Source organism: Streptantibioticus rubrisoli, assembly GCF_024436055.1.
Taxonomy (GTDB): Bacteria; Actinomycetota; Actinomycetes; order Streptomycetales; family Streptomycetaceae; genus Streptantibioticus_A; species Streptantibioticus_A rubrisoli.
Genome location: NZ_JANFNH010000001.1, coordinates 622,288 through 645,260, shown reverse-complemented (window position 1 = coordinate 645,260; position 22,973 = coordinate 622,288). Strand labels below are relative to the sequence as shown.

At 71.0% G+C, this 22,973-nt stretch carries 18 protein-coding genes; 8 read left to right on the top strand and 10 right to left on the bottom strand.

Features of this window, described 5'->3' with window-relative positions:
- The first annotated feature begins 425 nt into the window (after positions 1–425).
- Both NON19_RS03110 and NON19_RS03105 read left to right on the top strand, forming a co-directional pair.
- Positions 426–839, top strand: coding sequence for a DUF3052 domain-containing protein (locus NON19_RS03110; RefSeq protein ID WP_255924971.1), 414 nt, complete (start codon positions 426–428; stop codon positions 837–839).
- Positions 840–1,101: 262 nt separating this feature from the next.
- Positions 1,102–1,509 (top strand): STAS domain-containing protein, encoded by a 408-nt coding sequence (locus tag NON19_RS03105; protein WP_255924970.1) that lies wholly within the window; start codon positions 1,102–1,104, stop codon positions 1,507–1,509.
- Positions 1,510–1,588: 79 nt separating this feature from the next.
- On the opposite strand, the gene NON19_RS03100 is transcribed toward NON19_RS03105, so the two are convergent.
- From NON19_RS03100 to NON19_RS03085, 4 genes are all read right to left on the bottom strand, one after another.
- Entirely contained in the window at positions 1,589–2,674 is a 1,086-nt protein-coding gene (locus NON19_RS03100; RefSeq protein ID WP_255924969.1) for an ABC transporter ATP-binding protein, read from the bottom strand.
- A complete protein-coding gene (locus NON19_RS03095) occupies positions 2,671–4,251 on the bottom strand; it encodes an ABC transporter permease (protein ID WP_255924968.1) in 1,581 nt (526 codons plus the stop codon). Before NON19_RS03095 ends, NON19_RS03100 begins: the two co-directional genes overlap by 4 nt.
- A complete protein-coding gene (locus NON19_RS03090; protein ID WP_255924967.1) occupies positions 4,248–5,309 on the bottom strand; it encodes an iron ABC transporter substrate-binding protein in 1,062 nt (353 codons plus the stop codon). The genes NON19_RS03095 and NON19_RS03090 overlap by 4 nt, the downstream gene beginning before the upstream one ends.
- Before the next feature lie 307 nt (positions 5,310–5,616).
- Positions 5,617–6,870, bottom strand: a complete 1,254-nt coding sequence (locus tag NON19_RS03085; RefSeq protein WP_255924966.1) for an MFS transporter — start codon at positions 6,868–6,870, stop codon at positions 5,617–5,619.
- A 222-nt stretch (positions 6,871–7,092) separates the two neighbouring features.
- On the opposite strand from NON19_RS03085, the gene pgm reads away from it, so the two are divergent.
- The gene (gene pgm / locus NON19_RS03080; protein WP_255924964.1) at positions 7,093–8,739 is read left to right on the top strand and encodes a phosphoglucomutase (alpha-D-glucose-1,6-bisphosphate-dependent); all 1,647 of its coding nucleotides are present in this window, start codon (positions 7,093–7,095) and stop codon (positions 8,737–8,739) included.
- Between the two features lie 125 nt (positions 8,740–8,864).
- On the opposite strand, the gene NON19_RS03075 is transcribed toward pgm, so the two are convergent.
- Positions 8,865–9,470, bottom strand: a complete 606-nt coding sequence (locus NON19_RS03075; RefSeq protein WP_255924963.1) for a GTP-binding protein — start codon at positions 9,468–9,470, stop codon at positions 8,865–8,867.
- A 386-nt stretch (positions 9,471–9,856) separates the two neighbouring features.
- On the opposite strand from NON19_RS03075, the gene NON19_RS03070 reads away from it, so the two are divergent.
- Positions 9,857–13,768, top strand: coding sequence for a Pls/PosA family non-ribosomal peptide synthetase (locus tag NON19_RS03070; protein ID WP_255924962.1), 3,912 nt, complete (start codon positions 9,857–9,859; stop codon positions 13,766–13,768).
- A 22-nt stretch (positions 13,769–13,790) separates the two neighbouring features.
- Here the strand turns inward: NON19_RS03070 and NON19_RS03065 are convergent, their stop codons facing one another.
- The 3 genes from NON19_RS03065 to NON19_RS03055 form a co-directional block, all read right to left on the bottom strand.
- The gene (locus NON19_RS03065; RefSeq protein ID WP_255924961.1) at positions 13,791–14,966 is read right to left on the bottom strand and encodes a wax ester/triacylglycerol synthase domain-containing protein; all 1,176 of its coding nucleotides are present in this window, start codon (positions 14,964–14,966) and stop codon (positions 13,791–13,793) included.
- A 338-nt stretch (positions 14,967–15,304) separates the two neighbouring features.
- On the bottom strand, positions 15,305–15,748 hold the full coding sequence (locus NON19_RS03060; RefSeq protein WP_255924960.1) for a hypothetical protein: 444 nt from the start codon (positions 15,746–15,748) through the stop codon (positions 15,305–15,307).
- Positions 15,749–15,935: 187 nt separating this feature from the next.
- Positions 15,936–16,550, bottom strand: coding sequence for a class I SAM-dependent methyltransferase (locus tag NON19_RS03055; protein ID WP_255924959.1), 615 nt, complete (start codon positions 16,548–16,550; stop codon positions 15,936–15,938).
- 56 nt (positions 16,551–16,606) lie between these two features.
- Here NON19_RS03055 and NON19_RS03050 point away from each other — a divergent pair, with 56 nt between their 5' ends.
- Positions 16,607–17,473, top strand: coding sequence for an AraC family transcriptional regulator (locus NON19_RS03050; RefSeq protein WP_255924958.1), 867 nt, complete (start codon positions 16,607–16,609; stop codon positions 17,471–17,473).
- On the opposite strand, the gene NON19_RS03045 is transcribed toward NON19_RS03050, so the two are convergent.
- Positions 17,403–18,296, bottom strand: a complete 894-nt coding sequence (locus NON19_RS03045) for a sigma-70 family RNA polymerase sigma factor (RefSeq protein WP_255924957.1) — start codon at positions 18,294–18,296, stop codon at positions 17,403–17,405. The two genes, NON19_RS03050 and NON19_RS03045, sit on opposite strands and share 71 nt — an antisense overlap.
- Positions 18,297–18,395: 99 nt before the next feature.
- On the opposite strand from NON19_RS03045, the gene NON19_RS03040 reads away from it, so the two are divergent.
- On the top strand, positions 18,396–19,511 hold the full coding sequence (locus NON19_RS03040) for an alkene reductase (protein ID WP_255924956.1): 1,116 nt from the start codon (positions 18,396–18,398) through the stop codon (positions 19,509–19,511).
- 120 nt (positions 19,512–19,631) lie between these two features.
- Here the strand turns inward: NON19_RS03040 and NON19_RS03035 are convergent, their stop codons facing one another.
- Positions 19,632–21,164, bottom strand: a complete 1,533-nt coding sequence (locus tag NON19_RS03035) for an FAD-dependent monooxygenase (protein WP_255924955.1) — start codon at positions 21,162–21,164, stop codon at positions 19,632–19,634.
- A 69-nt stretch (positions 21,165–21,233) separates the two neighbouring features.
- On the opposite strand from NON19_RS03035, the gene NON19_RS03030 reads away from it, so the two are divergent.
- Positions 21,234–21,989, top strand: coding sequence for a TetR/AcrR family transcriptional regulator (locus tag NON19_RS03030; protein WP_255924954.1), 756 nt, complete (start codon positions 21,234–21,236; stop codon positions 21,987–21,989).
- A complete protein-coding gene (locus NON19_RS03025; protein WP_255924953.1) occupies positions 21,986–22,927 on the top strand; it encodes an NAD-dependent epimerase/dehydratase family protein in 942 nt (313 codons plus the stop codon). The genes NON19_RS03030 and NON19_RS03025 overlap by 4 nt, the downstream gene beginning before the upstream one ends.
- Positions 22,928–22,973 lie beyond the last annotated feature (46 nt).

Here is a 22,973-nt window from a genome sequence, read left to right as displayed (position 1 = left end):
CTACTGACTTGGTTGCACTGCGTCGTATGTCACTTCAGCTGGACGCGGCGTAGCGGTGCGCACCGCGCGGCTGGGACGCCGCGCCTCCACTGATCGGGAGGGAATCGCGCGCCTGGCAGGGGTCGAGCATCGGGGAGGCGGTCATCCCTTGAGGGGAATCACGGTTGGAGAGACGCTCGCATTGCCGTGACGGCTGACAGGATCGCCCAGCAGTTGTCATGAGCTGGGGGTGTTGCCGTTGAACTGGGTTGCGGTGAAGGCGCATTGGACCATACGCGCGGCGGTGGGGCGCGTTGCCACGGTGGAGGCGTTGACGGCGGGCGCGCCGTTGGGGTTGGCGGGGGTCACGGGATGATCTGCGCGGTACCTGATTGGCTATCAGGAAGGCGGACCGCGGCAGGCGCGTTCCGCGCGAAGGGACTGTGATGGCGGCAGCAGAGGACGAGCGGCCCAATCCCGCGGGCCGGTTGGGGTTGGAACCGGGCCAGGTGGTCCAGGAGATCGGGTACGGCGACGATGTCGACCAGGACCTCCGTGCGGGGATCGAGGCGGTCATCGGCCAGGATCTGGTCGACGAGGACTACGGTGATGTCGCCGATGTCGTGCTGTTGTGGTTCCGTGACGAGGACGGCGACCTCACCGACGCGCTGGTGGACTCAAGCGGCTACCTCGCCGAGGGCGGCATGGTCTGGCTGCTCACCCCGAAGACGGGACGTGACGGCTACATCGAGCCCAGCGATATCAGCGAAGCCGCCCAGACCGCGGGCCTCTCCCCGGCCAGATCCGTCAGCGTCGGCAAGGACTGGTCCGGCACCCGCCTCGTCAGCCCCAGGCGGTAGCGGGACGCCCCCACCGCGCGGGTCCTCGGGGCCGGTCCGCACCGCCCACGCGCTCGTCGAACCGGACGGGGTGGCAGCCCTCGTCGCCTGCCTCGCCCGCCGATCTGATCGAAGTAGCTGACGCCCGCGTGGCCGTCTTGCGCATGTCGTGGATGTCCACTATCGATGCCAGCGGCGCTCTTGTCCTCAAGACCGCCGTCGACGAACTGGGCAGGCGCGGCATCCGGCAACTCCCAGCGGCGAAAGGGCATGTGAGACGCGTATGACGATCCAGTGGCGCTACACCAACCGCGATGATCTGGGCATCCTGTCCCTGTCCGGCTACCTCGGCACGGAAGCGGTCGCCCGTTTCGCGGGCGCCGTCGGGTGGGCGCTGGCACGCGGCAAGGGGCCGGTGATCCTGGACCTGACCGCGTTGCACGGCTGGTCGCCCGCCGGTCAGGTCGCCGTGCTCGACGCCGCCCGCCGCCTCGCCGAGCATGACCGGGCACTGGAACTGGCCGCCATCCCCGCCGACGGATCGATCGTGCCCGCCGGTGAGCAGCCGCCCATCGCCGTGCACTGCGACCTGGCCACCGCGCTCACCGCCCACCAACCGCTGCGCGGCCGAAGTCATCAGGAGTGGCGCACCGCCGACTGGGCCGGGGAGGGCGCACCACCAGTGGTTTGACGCGCATCCGCATGGCGCACACCAACGGCTCGCGCCCCCGCGACGCCGAGGGCGACGAGCGCCGGGCCCGTGCGCCGGGCTACGCCGTGGCGGAGTTGGGCACCTGGTCAGGAGGCACCTGGTCAGGAGCAAGCGGATGCACGGTGCCGTGTGCCGCTATGTGCAGCGTCTCGCCGGTGGGCGGTGGGGCGTCGGCGGGTGTGTAGGCGATGAGTGGGGTGGCGAGTTCGTGCCGGGGATCGGGGGCCAGTTCCAGGCGGTAGTCGTGGCCGCGGAAGCCGGAGTTGACGACGCGGGCTTCGACGGTGTGGGGGCCGGAGGTGGTGGACAGCCGGAGTTGGTGGGGGCGGAGCAGGACGACGGCGTCCTCGTCGGTGTCGGAAGCGCCGTCGGTGAGCGGGAGCTCGCCGAACGCGGTGATGGCGTGGTCGGCGGCGAGTTTGGCCGGGACGAGATTGGCCTCGCCGAGGGTGCGGGCCACGCCGGTGTCGGCGGGGCGGTGGTAGAGGGCGTGCGGGGCGTCGCACTGGACGATGCGGCCGTCCCGCATCACGGCGATGAGGTCGGCGAAGGCGAGTGCCTCGTCCACGTCGTGGGTGACCAGGACGGCGGTTGCGCCCGCACGGCGCAGGGTGGTGGCGACCTCGGTGCGCAGTTCGGCGCGCAGGGCCGCGTCCAGCGCGGCGAACGGCTCGTCCAGCAGCAGAAGTTCGGGCCTGGGGGCGAGCGCACGGGCGAGCGCGATGCGTTGCTGCTGGCCTCCGGAGAGCTGGTGGGGGTGCCGGTCGGCCAGGCCGTTCAGCCCCACGAGGTCGAGCATCTCGGCCACCCGTTCCCGACGTTCGGCGCGCGGCAGCCCGAAGCCGACATTGGCGGCGACGCTCAGATGGGGGAAGAGGGCGCCGTCCTGCGGTACGCAGCCGATGCGCCGCCGTTCGGCGGGGACCTGGGTGTGGTCGTCATTGAGGGTACGGCCGCCTACGGTGACCGTACCGCTGGCAGGCCGGTGGAAGCCCGCGATGATCCGCAGCAGGGTGCTCTTGCCGCATCCGGAGGGTCCGAGTACGCAGGCCAACGCGCCGTTGGGGACGCGCAGTTCGAGGTCGCGCAGCACGGTGGTGTGGCCGTGCGCCGCGTGCAGGGCGCTGATCGACAGGCCGCTCATCTCACGCCTTTCGGGGTTCGCGGGGTGCCGAGGGTGCGTCGGGTGAGCAGTACGACGGCCGGGATGGACAAGGCGGTCATCACGGCGGCGTACGGAGCGGCGGCGCCCCAGGACAGGTCGGTGGTGTAGGCCCAGAACTGGGTGGCCAGGGTCTCGGTTCCGGTCGGGCGCAGCAGCAGCGTGGCGGTGAGTTCCGTGCTGGCGGTGAGCGCGACCATGGCGAAGGCGGCGCCGAGGCCGGGCAGGATCAGCGGCAGCGTCACCCGGGCCAGTACCGCCAGCGGGCGCACCCCCAGCGAACGGGCGGCGTCCTCGACGCCGTGCGGCACCTGGGCGAGCGAGGCCCGTACCGCGGTCAGCGCCAGCGGGAAGAACAGCACCGCGTATCCGACCACCAGCATCGGCGGCTGTTGGTAGGCGGCCGGCGCGTAGCGGATCGCGAAGAAGACCACGGCCAGCGCGACCGCGATGCCGGGCAGCGCCCTGGTGAGGAAGACGGCGCGTTCCACGGCCCGGGCCAGTCGGGTCGCCCGCCGCCAGGCGTACAGCGCCACGGGCACCGCGGCGGCGGTGGCGAGGGTCGCCGCGGCCAGCGCGTAGCCGAGCGTCGCGGCGGTGGCGGACAGGATCGAAGTCGACGGCAGAGTGGAGGAGTTGCCGCGCGCCGTCCAGTAGACCAGCGCGTACACCGGCACGCCGAGCGTCACTGCGGTGACCGAGGCCAGTGCCGCCGTCGCGAGTGCCTTCCAACGCCCCAGCGGCTGCGGGGCGCAGGGGCGTGCGGTGCCGCCCTCGCGTACCACGCGGCCGCGGCGTGCGGCGCGGGCGTCAAGGCAGACCACCAGCAGCGCGAGGGCGACCAGGACGAGGGTCAGTACGCTCGCGGACTCGGTGTCGAAGGCGGTCTCGTACTCGGTGTAGATGGCGGTGGCGAAGGTGGTGAACCGCAGCATCGCGAACGCCCCGTACTCGCCCAGCAGATACAGCGACACCAGCAGTGCGCCACCGGCCAGCGCGGGTCTGGTCTGGGGCAGCGTCACCCGCCACAGTGTCGCCCACCGGCCGTGCCCCAGGCTGCGTGCCACCTCCTCGGCGGCGGCGTCACTGCGTCGCAGCGTGGCGGCGACGGGGAGGAACACCAGCGGGTACAGCGAGGAGGTCATCACCAGCACCGCACCCCAGTAGCCCTGTACCGAGGGGAACAGCGAGACCCAGCAGTAGCCGTGCACGAACTCCGGTACGGCCAGCGGCATCGCCAGTGCCACGGTCCAGGCGCGGCGGGCGGGGATGTCGGCGCGCTCCACCAGGTAGGCGGCGCCGAAGCCGAGTACCAGCGTGGCGGCGGTGACCATCACCGTCAGCGAGACGGTGTGCCACAGCAGGGTGCCGATGAGCGGGCGTCGCAGCAGGCGGGCGGCGGTGGCCCAGCCGGACTGACCGGCCTGCAGGCCGAGGAACACCAACGGGCAGGCCACCAGCAGCGCGACAAGACCGGCCGCCAGCGGCAGCATGCGACCGGCCCGCCACCGCAGTACCGGTGGCAGGCTCGGCCGGGTGAGCGGACGCGGAGTGGTCACGACAACAGGCCCACGCTCTGCAGGAGTTGCAGTGCCTGCTTGCCGTCGCCGAGGTCGCTGGCCGGGACCACCGCGCCGGCGTCCTTGAGCGGACGGCTGACCTTGGTGTTCTGCACCCCGGCGGCCAGCGGGTACTCGTAGCTGTGCGAGGTGGCGATGATCGTCTGGGCGGGCTTGCTGGTCAGATAGGTGAGGAACGCCTGGGCCGCCGCCTGGTGCTTGCTCTTGGCCAGGATTCCGGCGCCGGAGACGTCCACCAGCGAGCCGGGGTCGCCTGGCTTGAAGTAGGCCAGTGCGCTGTGGATGCCGGACGCGCCCTGTTCGTCGCGGAGCCGGTACCAGTAGTAGTGGTCGATCAGTCCGCCTTCGACCTCACCCCGGTTGATGGCGGCGACCAGGTCCTCGTTGCTGTCGTAGACCTTGCCATTGGCCTTCAGGCCCGCCAGCCAGGACTTGGTGGCGGCCTCGCCGTCGGACTTGATCATCCTGGTGACGATCGGGGCGAAGTCGGTCTCGCTGGGGGCGATGCCCAACTTGCCCTTCCATGCCGCCGAGGCCAGGTCCTTCACCGAGGCGGGGGCCTGTGCGGCGGACAGCTTGCCGTTGTTGTAGGCCAACACCGCCTCGCGGGCGGAGACGCCCACCCAGTCGCCCTTGGCCGAGCTGTCACCGGACGGTACGGCCGCCAGGGTGCTGGAGCCGACCTTGGCCAGCAGGCCCTTCTCCTCCAGCGTGGTGAGCGCGGGCGGGTTCTCCGCGAAGAACACGTCGGCCGGTGAGGCGGGGCCTTCCTGGAGGATCTGGTTGGCCAGCTCCGCCTCGTCGCCGGAGCGGACGTTGACCTCGATGCCGGTGCGCGACTGGAAGTCCTTCACCAGTGTGGCCACGGTCTGCTGGTGCTGGCCGCTGTAGAGCGTTATCGACTGCCCCTTGAGCGAACCGCCGCCCGACCCGGATGCGGTGCTACCCGATCCGCAAGCCGTCAGCACCAGCGATGACGCCGCAGCGCTCGCCAGTACCGCCATGATCCGCCGCACCGACCGTGGAACAACAGACAAGGGACCCTCCGAATGAGACACAAACGGGCCGTCAAGACGGCACCGCCTGGGTCTGCGCCGCGACCCCCACCGCTTTCACGGACTTCGCCCGTCCGCCCGGCACACACCCGACCAATGAAGCAAGGCGTACCTTACTTAGGTAAGGCTTGGTTCCACACCAGTCCGCGCAGCGATTTCCCGCCACCCATCAACGCGAATGCGCCAGTTCGCCCGGTTATGGGCGCTGATTTTTGACCGTCTCATGACCCGACGAACACCCCCACCGCCCCCAACCGTGACCGAAGCGTGATCGGTTCACGGCGGCCGGTCAGGCCGGATCGCCCGCCTGTTCCGGGCGCGGCACGCGGACCGGGGTGAACAGCGCCAGTACCGCGGTGAGCAGACAACAGGCGCCCGCGACCAGGCAGACGACCGCCGTACCGCAGCGCTGCGCGGCCCAGGTGAGGACGGCCGCGCCCACCGGTGCCGCCGAGTAGTGGATGGTCCAGAACGCCGAGGTGACCCGGCCCAGCAGATGGTCCGGGGTCACCTCCTGCCGCAGGGACATCGAGCACGTACCGGCCACGCTGACGCACCCCAGGAACGCGGCGGCCAGCGCACCGATGACCGGCACGCTGCCGGCCGAGCCGATGCCCGCCAGGGCGAGCCCGCCCACCGCCACCCCACCGATCCACGCCACCCCGAATCCCATGGTGCGGCGGATCGGGGCGACGAGCAGCGCGCCGGTGACGGTGCCCAGCGCGCCGATCGCGAAGACGGTGCCGACCGTGCCGTCGCCCTGGCCGAGATCGTGCTTGAGGTGGTAGACGATCAGGTCGTCCAGGCCGAGGGTGAGGAAGCAGAACACCGACAGCAGCACCGTCAGCGTCCGCAGCACCGGCTGCCGCCGCAGGAACGCCACCCCGGCGAGCAGTTCACGCCAGCCGTCGCTGCGCTGCTCCGTCCGCGTCCGGCCCCGGAACCGTACGAAGCTCACGCAGGCCGCCGACACCGCGAAGCTCGCCGCGTCCACGCCGACCGCCGCGGCCGGGCCGAACCGCCCGGCCACCGCCCCCGCCAGCACCGGTCCGATGACCCCGGCCGCCGCGGCCGTGGCGTTCAGCCTGCCGTTGGCCTGCGTGATGCGGTCCCCGGGAACCAGCGCCCGTACGGCGGTCACATATGTGACGGAGAACAGCATCCCGACCGCCTCGCCCAGCGGCAGGACCATGTACAGCAGCCAGACGTGCGGGCCGAACGCCCAGGTCAGCGGGACCAGCCCGTACAGCACCATGCGGGCGAGGTCACAGGCGACCAGCAGCATCCTGCGGTCCAGCCGGTCGACCACGACTCCGGCGAAGACCCCGGCGACAACCGACGCCACAGCCGCCACAGCCGTGAGCAGTCCCATCTGCGCCACGGATCCCGTCGCCCGGAACACCAGGAGCGGCAGGGCGATCAGCGCGAACGAGTCGCCGACCACCGAGAGGGTCTGCGCGGCCCAGAAGACGCTGAAGTCCCGATCACGCCACAGCGGGCGCGGTCGGCCCAACGCGGGCGTCTCATCGGCGAGTTCGGCCATGGCCGGAGGCTAGTGCAGCCGCCTGACGAGCCGCTCGGCATTTTCCGGCGGCCCCCGGTGCGGGCACGCGCCCGGGCCGGTGGCCGTGGCTTCCCGGTGGCCGTCCGGGGGTGGGCGGGCGGCCGGAATCCGCCTCTCGCCCGCACCCCGTGTCGGAGCGGACCCTACGGTCAGGCGTCCGGAAAAATGACATGTCCGGACCGGATCTGCGAGGAGCGCTGGATGCCGCACGAACGAGCGGGACGGCCCGCACAGCCGTCCGACCTGGTCGACGTCGCCCGGCTGGTGACCGCGTACTACGCGCTGCGTCCCGACCCCGCCGACCCCGCCCAACGCGTTGCGTTCGGCACCTCAGGGCACCGGGGCTCGTCGCTGGCCACGGCGTTCAACGAGGACCACATCTCGGCCACCAGCCAGGCGATCTGTGACTACCGGAAGTCAGCAGGCACCGACGGCCCACTGTTCCTCGGCGCCGACACCCACGCGCTGTCCGAACCGGCACGGGTGACCGCACTTGAGGTCTTCGCCGCCAACGACGTTGCCGTGCTGGTGGACAGCGCCGACGGCTACACCCCCACTCCCGCCGTCTCGCACGCCATCCTCACCCACAACTCGGGTCGTTCCAGCGGCCTTTCGGACGGAGTGGTGGTCACCCCGTCCCACAACCCGCCCGCCGACGGCGGCTTCAAGTACAACCCGCCGAACGGCGGCCCCGCGGACTCGGCCGCCACCGCGTGGATCCAGGACCGCGCCAACGAACTCATCGCCGACGGCCTCAGGAACGTGCGGCGGATGCCGTACGCCCGCGCGCTGTCGGCGCCGAGCACCGGGCGGTATGACTTCCTGGGGCGCTACGTCGAGGACCTGCCCGGCGTGGTCGACCTGGACGCGGTGCGTTCGGCGGGAGTGCGCATCGGCGCCGATCCGATGGGCGGTGCGTCGGTGGCGTACTGGGAGCGGATCGCCGAGCGGCACCGGCTCGAGCTGACCGTGGTCAATCCGCTGACCGATCCCACCTGGCGGTTCATGACGCTGGACTGGGACGGCAGGATCCGCATGGACTGCTCCTCGCCCCACGCGATGGCCTCCCTGATCGCGCAGCGCGAGAAGTACCAGGTGGCCACCGCCAACGACGCCGACGCGGACCGGCACGGCATCGTCACGCCGGACGGGGGACTGATGAATCCCAACCACTATCTCGCGGTGGCCATTTCCTACCTGTACGCACACCGCGACCAGTGGCCGCGCACCACCGGTGTCGGCAAGACGCTGGTGTCCTCCGGCATGATCGACCGGGTGGCGGCGGAGTTGGGACGCCAACTGGTGGAGGTGCCGGTCGGTTTCAAGTGGTTCGTGGACGGACTGCTGGCCGGGACACTGGGATTCGGCGGCGAGGAGTCGGCCGGGGCGTCCTTCCTTCGGCGGGACGGTTCGGTCTGGACGACCGACAAGGACGGCATCGTCCTCGCGCTGCTCGCCGCCGAGATCATCGCCGTGACCGGTAGGTCTCCGTCCTGGCACTACTACGCCCTCACCGACCGCTTCGGGGAGCCTGCCTACGCGCGCATCGACGCGCCCGCCACCAAGGCCGAGAAGGCGGTGCTCGCCAAGCTGTCGCCGGAACAGGTCACCACGGACAGCCTCGCGGGCGAGCGGATCACCGCCGTCCTCACCGAGGCCCCCGGTAACCGGGCCCCGATCGGCGGCATCAAGGTGTGCACGCACAACGCCTGGTTCGCGGCCCGCCCTTCGGGCACCGAGGACGTGTACAAGGTCTACGCCGAGTCCTTCCTCGGCCCCGACCACCTCGCCCAGGTGCAGCAGGAGGCCAGGTCCGTGGTGTCGACCGCCCTCGCCAGCGCTCGGTAGCGACCTGTCCGGCGAGGGTGAACTCGGCGGAGAATACTAGGAGTTCGGGTCGGCACCGAGGATTTCGGTGCCGAGAACGCGGCACTGGGGATTCGGCACTGGGGATTCGGCACTGAGGTTGCGGTCTACCGCAACCGTGCCAGCAGCGCGTGCTCCATCAACGCGATGAGCGTGTTCCTCGCCTCCTGGCGCAGTCGCGCGTCGGTGCTCACGATGGGCGCCTCGGGGCCGATCTGCAGCGCCTCTCGTACCTCGTCGGGTGCGTACGGCTGGTGGCCGTCGAATCCGTTCAGTGCGATGACGAACGGCAGCCCTGAGTTCTCGAAGTAGTCGATCGCCGGGAAGCAGTCGGCCAGCCGCCGGGTGTCCACCAGCACCACCGCACCGATCGCACCACGCATCAGGTCGTCCCACATGAACCAGAAGCGGTCCTGACCAGGCGTACCGAACAGGTACAGGACCAGATCGTCGTCGAGGCTGAGGCGGCCGAAGTCCATCGCCACGGTCGTCGTGCTCTTCTCCGGCGCGTGCGTGAGGTCGTCGATCCCCGCGGAGGCGGAGGTCAGCACCGCCTCGGTGCGCAGCGGACTGATCTCCGATACGGCACCCACGAACGTGGTCTTGCCCACGCCGAAGCCACCGGCCACCACGATCTTCGCGGAGGTGGTGGAGTGCAGTACCGCATCGCTGGAGATCGCCAGGTCCACTGAGTGCCTTTCGAGCAGTGTCATGTCTGGTCAGCCGCCTACACGGAGCCGTAGTGAGGTGGCGCCGGGGCGGTCTCCCACCGATGGCGATCACCGCCCCTTGGCCACAGGAATCGAATGGAAGCGCACAGCACGTGTGACCGATGCGGTGCGCCAGGGCAGTAGTCGTACCAACCCTGCGTCGTGCGTCCACGCGAGAGCCGCAATATGGCGGAAAGTGCAAACGGGTGGAACGTGGGTGTCGTTACTTCTCCGGTTCGCCGCCGATTCCGTCCGGCCTTTGTCCGTGACTACTCGTGCGACTCGCACCTCCTACTCGTACGACTCGTGCCTCGACGGGACCGGAATCCGCGGGACAATGGGAACGGCAGGGATGCGCGATACCGCTGCGAAGGATCGTCGGACGACCGATGAACTACGTCCTTCCGGCTGGCCGGACGCCGGTCTCGCTGGGTGTGCCGACCAAGCCCGCGCCGACCGCGGCGCGGTGGTCGGCGGTGCCCGCGGCTGCACCCCGCACGCTGGTGGACGTGCTGGAGGCGACGGCGCGTGCGCATCCGCACGCCCCGGCGCTGGACGCCGGGTCCGGCGCCGTTGACTACCAGGCACTGCTCGCCGAGGTGAACGCGTACGCCGGGACCCTGCGCGAGATGGGCATCGGCCACGGCGACCGCGTAGGGGTCCGCGTCCCGTCCGGTACCGCCGAGTTGTACGTCGCGATCCTGGCCGTGCTGTGGACCGGCGCGGCCTACGTACCGGTGGACGCCGACGACCCCGAGGAGCGGGCGGAGACGATCTGGTCCGAGGCCACGGTATGCGCGGTGATCGGTCCCGGCCTGTCGGTGCGCCGCCGGATCCGTACCCGGCCTCCACGAAGGCGCCCACACCGCCCGTCGCCGCAGGACGACGCGTGGATCATCTTCACCTCCGGAACCACCGGGCGGCCCAAGGGCGTGGCGGTCAGCCACCGGTCGGCGGCGGCCTTCGTGGACGCCGAGGCACGGCTGTTCCTGCGGGACCGGCCGCTCGGGCCGGGAGACCGGGTGCTCGCCGGGCTGTCCGTGGCGTTCGACGCCTCCTGCGAGGAGATGTGGCTGGCCTGGCGGCACGGCGCCTGCCTGGTCCCGGCGCCGCGCTCACTTGTGCGCGCGGGCGCCGAACTGGCTCCGTGGCTGGTGGAGCGCCGCATCACCGCGGTCTCCACCGTTCCGGGCCTGTTGGCACTGTGGCCAGTCGCGGCGCTGGACCGGGTACGGCTGCTCGTGGTCGGCGGCGAGGACTGTCCGGGCGAGTTGGTCGAGCGGCTGGCGGCGGGCCGGGAGATGTGGAACACCTACGGCCCGACCGAGACCGCGGTGGTCGCCTGCGCCGCCCGGCTGCGCCCCGGCGAGCCGGTGCGCATCGGCCGCCCACTGGACGGCTGGACGGTCGCCGTGGTGGACCCCGAGGGCCGCCCGGTGCCATGGGGCGCGACCGGCGAACTGCTGATCGCCGGAGTGGGCACCGCCCGCTACCTCGACGCGGCCCGGGACGCGGAGGCGTTCGGCGCGCACCCCGCACTGGCCGGGCGGCGGGCCTACCGCACCGGCGATCTGGTGCGGGCCGAACCGCAGGGCCTGGTGTTCCTCGGCCGCACCGATGACCAGGTCAAACTCGCCGGGCGGCGGGTGGAGCTCGGTGAGATCGACGGCGCCTTGCGGGAACTGCCGGGGGTACGGGCCGCAGCCGCTGCCGTACGCACCACCGCGGGCGCCGGACAGGTGCTGGTCGGATACGTCGTCCCCGCTGGCGGTGCGGCCCGCTTCGACCCGGCCTCGGCCCGTGACCGGCTGCGCGCCCGGCTCCCGGCGCCGCTGCTGCCCAGGATCGTGGTCGTCGACGAACTGCCCAGGCACACCTCGGGCAAGATCGACCGCATGGCGCTGCCCTGGCCGCCGACGAGGGGTGAGGGCAGCCCCCGGCAAGAGGAGTTGCCGGGAACCGCGGCCTGGCTCGCGGCGCAGTGGCGGCGGCTGCTGGGCGCAGCATCCGTGACCGGCGATTCCGACTTCTTCGCCATCGGCGGCACCAGTTTGACCGCGGCACGGTTGGTGTCGACGCTGCGTGAGCGGTATCCGGACGTCTCCGTCACCGACGTCTACCACCATCCGACGCTGCGTGACCTGGCCGACAGGCTTGACATGCGGGCACGGCGCAGCGAGCCACGCCATGTCGTACGACCCACACCGCGCCGCGCCGGGGTGGTCCAATGCGCGTTCCTTGTCGCTTTGTTGACCTTCGTCGGGCTGCGCTGGCTTCTGGTGCTGGCCAGCCTCAACAACCTGGCAGGGCCGCTGGCGGGCACCGCGCGACTGTCCTGGTGGCTGATCGTCGGCGGCTGGCTGGCGCTCTACGCCGCACCGGCCCGCGTCGGCATCAGCGCGGCGGCGGCGCGCCTGCTCACGGTGGGGATCCGGCCCGGAACCCATCAACGGGGAGGCTCGGTGCACCTGCGGGTGTGGGCGGCGGAGCGCACCGCTGCCACGCTGGGCATCCCAACACTGCTCGGCACACCATGGGCGCCCCTGTTCGCCCGGGCCGTGGGGTGCTCGGTGGGCCGCGATGTGGCGCTGCACGCGATGCCGCCGGTCACCGGGCTGGGCGAGTTCGGCGACGGGTGCGCGGTGGAACCGGAAGCAGACATCAGCGGCTGGTGGCTGGACGGCGACGCGTTCCACCTCGGCACGGTCCGCATCGGCGCACACGCCCGCGTGGCGGCCCGCGCGATGCTGCTGCCCGGCGCGAGCGTCGGGCGCGGGGCCAACGTCGCCCCGGGCGCCTGCGTCACCGGCGATGTGCCTGCGGGCCGGGTATGCGGCGGCAGCCCGGCGCGGCCGGTGCCGGACGACAACGGGGTGGACGGATACCGGCGCTCCGGGCGGACACGAGGCGTCTGGTGGCCCACCGCCTACGCCCTGGCCGGGCTCGGATTCGACGCCGTCCCGCTGCTCGCCCTGCTCCCCACCGTGGTCCTCCTCGATAGCGCCGCGGGAGACGCCCTGACGCCGACCGCTCTCATCCATCAACTGCCGTGGGCGGTACCCGTCGGAACGGTGCTGACCACGGTCAGTTACGCCCTGCTGGTGGCGCTGGTCGTACGCGTCGCCGGTGGTGCGCTGACGCCGGGTTCGCATCCCGTGTACGGCTCGGTGGCGTGGTGTGCGTGGGTCACCTCACGATTGATGGATCAGGCCCGCAAGCTGCTTTTCCCCTTCTACGCCAGCTTGTTCACCCCGCTGTGGCTGAGGTTGTGCGGTGCGAAGGTGGGTCGCCGGGCGGAGATCTCCACCGTGCTGACGCTGCCACCGCTGACCCGGATCGAGCACGGTGCGTTCCTGGCGGACGACGCGTTGGTCGCGCCGTTCGAACTCCGCGGCCGGTGGCTGCGGTTGGGCAGGTCACACGTCGGACGGCGGGCTTTCGTCGGCAACTCGGGCATCGTCGGAGCGGACCGAACGCTGCCGGACCGGGCCCTGGTCGGCGTGTTGTCCGACGCGCCCGCACACCTGGATCCCGGCGCGTCCTGGCTGGGGCGCCCGGGCTTCACCGTGCCGCGGCGCCCGGAAGCCGTTGATCCACGGCGGACGTTCCACCCGCCGAGGCCGCTGGTGCTGATGCGCGCCGCGGTCGAGGTCTGCCGTCTCATCCCGCTGTTGTGCGTGGCCGTCCTGGCCGACGCGTTCTTCCTGGCGCTGGCCGAACTGGCTGACAGGGCCGGTTGGTTGGCGGCGGTCGCTCTGGTCGGCCCGCTGTTCACGGCCACGGGTGTGCTCGCGCTGCTGATCACGACCGTGGCGAAGTGGCTGCTGGTCGGGCGGTTCGCCACCGGCCAACACCCGCTGTGGAGTTCCTTCGTGTGGCGCAACGAGCTGTACGACACCTTCGTTGAGACCCTCGCCATGCCCTGGCTGGGCCACTACCTGGTCGGCACACCGCTGCTGAACGCCTGGCTGCGCACCCTCGGCGCGCGCATCGGCCGGGGCGTGTGGTGTGACACCCACTGGCTACCGGAGACCGATCTGGTGCGGTTGGAGGAGGGGGCGAGCGTCAACCGGGGTTGCGTACTGCAGACCCACCTGTTCCACGACCGCCTGATGCGCATCGACACCGTCCACCTGGGCCGGGGCGCCACCCTGGGACCGCACTCGATCGTCCTGCCCGGCGCGACGATCGGCGACGGCACGGTGATCGGCCCCTCGTCCCTGGTCATGCGCGGTGAACAAGTCCCCGCGGGCAGCCGGTGGCTCGGCAATCCGGTGGTGCGGTGGAACACGGACGCATGACACCCCGGTGACCGCCGACGCGTCAGACGGCGGCGGCCAGTTCGACGACCGCCTCCTGCCACAGCGCGGGAAGCCGCCGTATCTCCTGGTGTGCGATCTGGGTGGTGAACGAGACCGCGGCACCGGTGTCGTGGGTGCACAGCATGCTGGTGAGCAGATGGCCCCCGACCAGCGGTGGAACGGCTGCGGCCGTGACGACCGGTGCGCCTGCCACGGTCAGTGGTTGGCGGATGCGCAGCGAGGTCGCGCACAGCAGCGAGTCCACGGGGGAGACTGGTTCGGGGATGCGGCGCAACAGTTGTTGTTCGGGCACCCGTGCCAGTCGGCCGCGGGTGCGTTCGCGGTGCGCGGGGGTCTTGACCGCGGACATCTGCCGGGTGACCTCCGCCAGTCGCCGCGCGGGATCGGGCTCGGTCACGGGCAGCAGCAGTCGGGCGTTGCCGACGTGATTGCCCAGCGCGGGATCGTCGTCGGGCTGCCGGATGGAGAACGGCACCCGCACCGGAACGTCATGGCTGCTGTCGGCGGGCGGCAGCCACCAGCGCAGCGCACCGGCGAGTGCGGCCAGATAGGCATCGTGCACGGTGCTGGGGCCCGAGCCGGCGGCGGCGCGCAGCAGGTCGAGCGGCACGGCCGCGGTGACGAGACTGCGCTGACCGGTGGTGGCCAGGCTCGGCACGCCGGAGCCGACGAGCGGTTCAGGTTGCCCGTCGGACTCGGCTATGCCGTCTTCGGCACCGTCGCCGCATGTGTCGCCGAAGAGCCGTTCCAACGCGTGTGCGGCGCCGACGCCGTCCTGTGCCGCCTGGTGCACCAGGTAGCCGAGCAGGTACGTGTCGGGCTGGTCACCGTCCAGTGCCCACAGCCCCCACAACGGCCCTGCGCCGGGCACCTGTTGGTTGGCGAGTACGGTCAACGCCCGGGTGTGGGGGTCCGGTCCGGGCGGCAACTCAAGGCGGTGTATGTGCGCACCGGCGTCGAAGCCCTGGTACGGCTGCCAGGTCTCCTCGCGGGGCGGCCCGGTCAGGTGCCAGGACAGGCAGGGCACGTCCGCCGCGCGTCGCTGGACCAGGGCGGCGAGTCGCGGCAGCGGTGGCATGGGGCCGCCCACGCCCATGAGCACCCCGAAGGTGTACCCGTCGCCGGGTCGGCGCCGCGACCACTCCAGCATCGCCCGGTCCATGGCGAGACTGCTCACCACGTCGCCGCCTTCCGCCTGCTCCGCGCTCGATGTCGATTCCGGGTGGACACGCCCACTCCCGCTTGCCACTTGTTCGATGTCCTCTCCCCCACCGTTTCGGGTCAACGGCTGCAACGATCCCTGGCTTTACGGGTAACGGGTCGTGACCTTAACCGGATTGAAACCTGACGCGCCCGCGGTGGACGACGCTTGATGAGCCTGCCTGCCCGTCGTTTCGCGCGAAACCTCACGGAACCACCGGTACGGTCAGCTCGTCCCGCTCACGAGACTTCAGGCAGATCGCACGGCACTGGACCGTACCGTCCCATGTGACCAGGCGGGACGGTACGGCCAGTTCACTTGGTGGCGAACAGCGACCGCAGGTGGCTGCCGTTGACGATCAGCACGACGCCCAACAGGCAGAGCCCGCAGAGCCCTTGTTCGATCTTCATCCACAGCGGAAAGGCTCCGGGCAGCGTGACGATCGCGGCGATGGCCACCGTCATGACGGCTGAGATGATCCGCAGTCGCCGGTACGCGCCGTGCGAGCCACGGGTCATGCGGGTGGCGAGTATGTACGTCAGCAGGGCGCTGGCGACGACCACGCTGCCGCGCACCCAGACGGCCTGGTTCACCACGGAGGTGTCGCCGCGCAGCAGCACGATGGCCACCAGGGTGAGCACGCTGATGCCGAGGTATGCGCCCACCAGCCGCTTCGCGCTGCGGAACGCCGCCTGACTGCGCGGGTGGTTCAGGGCTTCGTCGGATATCGCGGCGGGGCGTGGACTCGGGGCGTTCATGAGATCCCTTTTCTTCTGGTCAACGGAGGTGCTGGTTACGGCTCACGTTCCGCGAGCCATGCTCCGCCGAGCTCCGCCACCTCTCATCGCCCACGCGGACGAGCCAGTCCCCGGTCGCTGTCGGGGTCAGCAGGGGCCCATCCCGTACGGGCGGCCCCTTGTTGACGGCTCTACCGCAGCGGAAGCATCAACTCGCCGCTGACACCGCCGCGTTGCCGGTCGGCTCCGGCCCGTCGGCGGTGCGCGGTTTGTGGGCGACGAACTTCAGCCGGTCGTCGACGCTGAGGGTGATGCGCTCGAAACCCAGTGTCTGCAAACGCACCAGGAAGGCAGCGGGCTCCACCGGGTTGTAGGTGTCGCCTTCATGGACATGGTGCAGGGCGTCCCCCGGCAGCGCGTCCGAGCCCAGCAGCGCACCGCCGGGCCGCAGCACCCGCATCGCCTCCGCCAGGAGCCGGTTCTGCAGTGCCACGGTGGGGATGTGGTGCAGCATGGTGAACGAGGCCACGGCGTCGAACGACTCGTGGGGGAAGGTCAGATCCGTGGCGTCGCCGTGCACGACCTCGACGTTGGTGCCGGTGAACCGCTTCGTGAGGGCGGCGGCAGCCTCGGCCTCGTACTCGACCGCGACCAGCCTGCGGACCCGGTGCCGCAGCCAGTCCGTGGCGGCGCCCGGACCGGGGCCCAACTCCAGTAGGTCCGCTCCGAGTTCGGTCCACGATGCCACCTGCGGCAGCACGCTGGTCTGCAACATCTCGGCCCATTCCGGGCTGGGACACACTTGCATGTGGTGGTTGTTCATGGGATTCAGGCTAGGAACGGCAAGAGGGCCGAATCCACCGCGTATGCTTCCACTTCATGTCGCGATCCGGACATCCCGCCGCCGCGGACACGGTGGAGGACTCCGCCGCGATCGTGGTGCGCACCGTCAACATGGCACCGCGCAGCTTCTTCCCCGTCCACACACACGACGAGCACCAACTCGCCTGGGCGCGCAGTGGGGTTCTCGTGGTGACGACGCGGGGCGGCGAGTGGATCCTGCCGCCGAGCCGCGCGCTGTGGATCCCCGCTGGCGCACCGCATCAGACGGCGGCCTCGGGCAGTGCGACCACGTTGCGGTCCCTGTATCTCGAACCACGGCGCGCGATGCCGGACTGGCCGGACCCGCAACCGGTCGCCGTGAGCCCACTGGTCGCCGCGCTGATCGACCACCTGGCCGACGCCGTTCTCGACCCGCCGCGGCGGGCGCGCGCCCAGGCGGTGCTCATCGACACCCTGGAACCCGTTCCCGCGACGACGATCACCGTGCCCATGCCCAAGGACAGCCGGGCGCTGGCCGTAGCCCGGGCCCTCGTCGCCGATCCGTCGGATCCGCGCAACCTGGACCAGTGGGGCCGCCACGTCGGCGCCAGCGCCCGCACGCTCGCCCGTGCCTTCGTCGCCGACACCGGGATCCCCTTCGCCCGCTGGCGCACCGCGGTCCGGCTCAGGGCGGCCCTCACCCGCCTCTCCGAGGGCGAACCGGTCGTCACGGTCGCGCGGCGCGTCGGATACGCGACCCCAAGTGCCTTCGTCGCCGCCTTCGTCCGCGAAACAGGCATCACCCCCGGAAGCTACTTCCGCTCCGGACCCGGCCCGGGCGGTCGCGGCGACGTCACTCGCCGAGAACGGCCAGGTCCAGCCGCCGCAGGCGAGCGGGGTCGGCGATCACCTCGTACCCGGTGATCCGCTCCCCCTCGATGGTGAACGTCAGCACCGCAAGCAGCCGCCCACGCGGTGCCACCACGGCGCCCACCGTGCCGTTGACCAGGGCGGGCTCGGCGAAGCGGGCCCGGCGGCCGAACACAACGGTCTGTTCCGCGACGGTACGAGCGCCGGTGGCCGTCGTCTCGACGCCGGGCGGCAGGGCGGCCCGGTCGGCGCGGCGCACCACATCCGGGGCCAGCACCGTGAGCAGCGCGTCCAGATCACCGGCCCGCGCGGCGGCCAGGAAGGCATCGACCACGCGCCGCTGCCGGGCGACATCGGCGACGGAGCCCATCGCGCTGCCGCGCACCTTCTGACGTGCCCGGCTGGCGAGCTTCTTGGCCGTCACCGGTGTGCGCTCCACGATCGGCGCGATCTCGTCGAACGGTACGGCGAAGGTGTCATGCAGCACGAAGGCGATCCGCTCGGCCGGGGCCAGCCGGTCCAGCACCACCAGGAGCGCGCGCCCAACGGATTCGGCGAGCAGTGCCTGCTGTTCGGGGTCGCCGCCTTCGTCGGTGCCGCGCTCGTCCCACGCCTCGTCCGGCAGATGCTGCGCTACCGGTTCCTCCCGTCGTGCCGTGCGGGCGCGCAGCATGTCCAGGCACACTCGGGAGACGACCGTGCGAAGCCAGGCGGGCAGGTTCTCGATGCCGCTCGCGTCGGTGCGGCTGAGCCGTAGCCACGCCTCCTGCACGGCGTCGTCGGCCTCACTGAGTGAGCCGAGCATCCGGTAGGCGACCGTCCGTAGCTGGGTTCGCTGTGTCTCGAACCGTTCCGCCAGCCGGTCCTGCTCTTCCATCGGTCACCTTTCGCCATCGGGCTCCGTCACCTTTATGACGCATGCGAACCGGCCGAGGTGACGGCAACGCGCCCTGGCCCCGACGAGGAGACACACCACATGAGCACCACGGTGCCGACCGGCCTCGACCAGCCCCTGCTGCGGCGAGTGGACTTCGGAGACTTCCAGTTGCCCAACCGGGTGGTGATGGCGCCCACCACACGTGCGCGCGCGGTCAACGACTCACTGGTGCCCACACGGTTGCACGTCACCCACTACGCCCAGCGTGCCAGCGCTGGGTTGATCATCACCGAGTCGACCTGGGTCAGTGAACGGGCTGTCGGCTTCGTCAACGTACCCGGCATCTACAGCGAACAACAGGTGAGCGCTTGGCGGCAGGTCACCGACACCGTGCACGCCCTCGGCGGTCGCATCGTGATGCAACTGTGGCACACCGGTGCCGCCTCCCATCCCGACCATCTCGGCGGGCGGTTGCCTGCGGGACCGTCGGCGGTCAACCCGCGGGTCATGTCGTTCACCGCCAGCGGATTCAAGGAGACCGTCACCCCGCGGGAGATGACCGCGCGGGACATCGCGACGGCGGTCGCTGACTTCCGTTCCGCCGCGGCCAACGCCCGGCGCGCGGGGTTCGACGGGGTGGAGATCGCCGCCCACGGCTCCTTCCTGATCGCGCAGTTCCTCAACCCGCGGCTGAACCACCGCACTGACGCGTACGGCGGCGACCGCGAGCGGCGGGGACGGCTGCTGCTCGACATCGTCGACGCGGTCGCGGAGCCGTGGGAAGGACGGTGTGTGGGGGTGCGTCTGGCGCCGTATCTGTCCCCAGGAGAACTGTTCCGTGTGGACGACGACATGCTGGCGGACTACGACGCGCTGGTGGCGCGGCTGAACGAACACCCCGTGGCGTACCTGCATCTGCGCGGCCGGGACATCACAACTCCCGGCGCCGGTCCCGACTTCGAGGCGATCGCACGCTACCGGCGGGCGTTCCACGGGCCGTTGATGGCGAACAACGGCTTCGACCGCGAGTCGGCGAACGCCGCCATCGAGGCGGGCATCGCCGACGCGGTGTCGTTCGCCACCCACTTCATCGCCAACCCCGACCTCGTCACCCGCTTCGCCACAGGGCATGACCTTGCGGTCGCGGACCGGGAGACGTACTACTCCGGCGGAGCCCGGGGCTATGTCGACCATCCCGGCATCAGCACACCGTGATCGCTCAGCGGATCGACAGCGCCCTGAAGGGGTGCGGGGAACCGCGCGACCAGCCACGACGGCGCCGCAGCCGATCGACGGCCGCTAGACGGCACATCACCGCACTCCCAGCGGAGCAGCTCAGCGGCCGGTGACCGAAGCCAGCACCTTGTCCAGCACGGTGGCATCCGCGGCCTGGCGGGAGCGCCACGCTATGAACCCGTCCGGCCGCAGCAGCATCACCCCGTCGTCCTCAAGCCGGACCGCCGCTGCCCCTCGCGCGTCGAGCCGAACGGCGCGCAGGTCGATCCCCCGCGCCGCGCCGACCGTCCGTGCCGCACCGCACCAGTCCCCACCTGCCGGACCGGTCAGCACCGCGAAGCGCGATGCGCCCAGGTCCACGGTGGACACCTTCGTGCCGTCCAACCAGGCGTGGGGGATCCGCGACCCGGCCGCGCCGTTGAGGCTCTCGGCGAGGTCCTCGGTGGAGGGAAGGTCCACGACCGGGTCGATGACCGCCGACGAGGCATAGCGGTAGCCCATCGTCACCAGCGGGCCGTTCCACGCGCCGACGGCACGGCGTTCCGCCACGGCCGCCGGGTCCCAGTGCAGTCGTGGGTTCTCCCACCGCAACCGTGCCTGCCGGGTGACGAGTTCGGCGACGGCGTGGCGCTCCTCGTGGTAGGTGTCGAGCAACCGGTCGCCCGCCTGCCCGGCCAGTACCATGGCCAACTTCCAGGCCAGGTTGTGCGCGTCGGCCACGCCGGTGTTCAGGCCGAAGGCACCGAGCGGTGACACGGCCCGCGCGGCATCGCCGACGAGGAACGCCCGTCCGGAGCGGAACCTCTCGGCCATCTGCACGGTCGCCCGCCACGGCAGTACGCTGACGATCTCCACCGGTACGTCGGCACCCATCGCCGTACGGACCGCTTGTGCGCAGCGCTCCTGCGACGGGGTCTCGTCGGCGGGGATGCGGACGTGCAGCACCCAACGCCGCTCCCCCACGGCGAGCAGGATGCCCGCCGCGTCCGGGTGGAGGATCTGGGTCATGGTCGGCATGGAGCCGAAGTGGCCGACCAGGTCGGCGTTGAAGAGGATGTTGAGCGTGACATCACCGATGGCACCTGGCCCGGTGGTTCCTATCCCCAGCGCGGTGCGCACCGTACTGCGCACACCGTCAGCGCCCACCAGGTAGTCGGCATCCACAACACGCCCATCGGACAGGGATACTGACATGCTGTCAGTGCCCTGCTCGACGCCCATCACCTCGACGCCAAACTCGATGGTCGCACCACGTTCGCGTGCCGCGGGTACCAGCACCGCGTCGATGCGGTCCTGCGGATAGTGGCCACTCGGCGTCTCCGGCGACACGGCGGCGGAGGCGAACAGCATGGGCGCGGACGGGGTTCGGCTGCGGTCGACCTCGGCGACCGTGCGCGCCTGCGCCCGCCACAGATCGGCCGACCGCACGGCCACGGTGGCCAGTTCCTCGCGCAGACCCACCTCGCGGAAGATCTCCAACGTGCGCGGGCTCAGCCCGAGGGCGCGCGGATGGTTCGACGGTGCCGGGCGGCGCTCGACGACGAGTGACGGCACGCCGTGGTGGCCGAGGAACACGGCGGTGGCCAGACCGACGGTGCCCCCGCCAGCGATCAGAACCGGTGTCCGAGACATGTAATCCCCCTTGTATGCAACGGTGTTCCCGCGTTCGGGAACACCGTACCCCACGCGTACACTGTGCCCATGTCATCCCGTCCACAGCCCCCGAACCTGATCTGGATGCGCGACCGTGAGCGGGCCGCCCGTCCGATGCTCAGCGAGGACAGGATCGTGCGCTGCGCCGTCGAACTCGCCGACACGGAAGGCATCGACGCGTTGTCCATGCGCCGCATCGCCGCCAAGTTGGGAACCGGCACCACGTCGTTGTACCGCCACATCACCAGCAAGGACGAGCTGATCGAGCTGATGGTCGACGCGGTGTACGGCGAACGGACGCCATCTGGGCGGCCCGATGACGACTGGCGCGCCCAACTGGCCGAAGTCGCCCGCGACTTCCGCACGGCACTGCTGCGCCACCCGTGGCTGGCCCAGCAGGCCTCGCGGCGCCCGACCCTTGGCCCCAACGTCATCAAGGGCTTGGACCACGCCCTCGGGGTCGTGGCGAAGGCAACCGATGACGCGACCCTCTCCGGGATGGTGGTCAACGCGCTCAACACCTACGTGCTTGGCTCCGTCGCCACGGAACTGGCCGAGTTGGAGGCGCAACGCAGCACGGGCATGACCGAGGAGGAATGGCGGAGCTCGGTTGGGGCGTATGTCCAACAGGTCGTCGATTCCGGCCAGTACCCGCACTTCAACCGCCGCATCCTGGAAGCCGAGGATCCCGACGCCGAGGCCCGCTTCGAGTTCGGGCTGACCTGTCTGCTGGACGGCATCGCGAACGCGGTTGACACCGCCGGCCAGTCAACCGGCGGCGATCGCGCTAGTGTGCGGACGTGAGCCGTTACGTCGTCATCGGATTCGGACCCGCCGGAGAGGCCACCGCGCGGCTGCTGGCCGAAGAGGGTCATTCGGTACGGGTCATCACCAGGTCGGGTCGAGGCCCCGAGCCGGGTATCGAACATGTCGCGTTGGACGCTGCGGACAGCGAGCGGCTGATCGAGGCCGCACAGGGCGCGGCAGCGATCTACAGCTGTGCCGCACCGCCCTACCACCGCTGGACGAGTAACTGGCCCCCGCTGGCCTCGTCGGTCTGCGCGGCGGCCGAGGCGACTGGGGCCGTGCTGGTCATGCTGGGCAACCTCTACGGCTACGGACCGGTGGACGGTCCGCTGACCGAGCAGTTGCCGCTGGCCGCGACCGGCCCCAAGGGGCGGGTGCGCGCGGCCGTTTGGCAGCAGGCGCGGAGACTGCATGAGCAGGGCCGCATCAAGGCGGTCGAGGTGCGGGCGTCGGACTTCTTCGGGCCGGGTGTGACCGACGGCGGACATCTGGCCGCGCGGGTCATGCCGCGACTGCTGCGCGGCAAGCCGGTCTCCACGCTCGGGGATCCGGACGTCCCGCACAGTTGGAGCTATCTCCCCGATGTGGCCAGGGCCCTGGTCGAGGTCGCGGGCGAGGAACGGGCCTGGGGACGCCCCTGGCACGTGCCGACGCAGCCCGCGCTGTCCATCCGGGAGATGGTCGACCGACTTGCCGCCCAGTCGAAGACGGGACCGGTCGCGGTGCGCAGGCTGCCACCGGCCGTGCTGGGGGTCGCATCGGTCTTCTCCCCGCTGGTCCGCGAACTGAAGGAGATTCGTCACCAGTTCGACCGGCCGTTCGTGGTTGATTCGAGCGCTTACGAAGCCGAGTTCGCGGTACGTGCCACCCCCGTGGACGAGCAGGTCAAGGCGACGGTGGACTGGTGGCGTGAACGACTGGCCACCGCGGGGTGACATCGCCGCGCTGTGCAACACATGCGAGGGTCCAGCCGCACCGCCG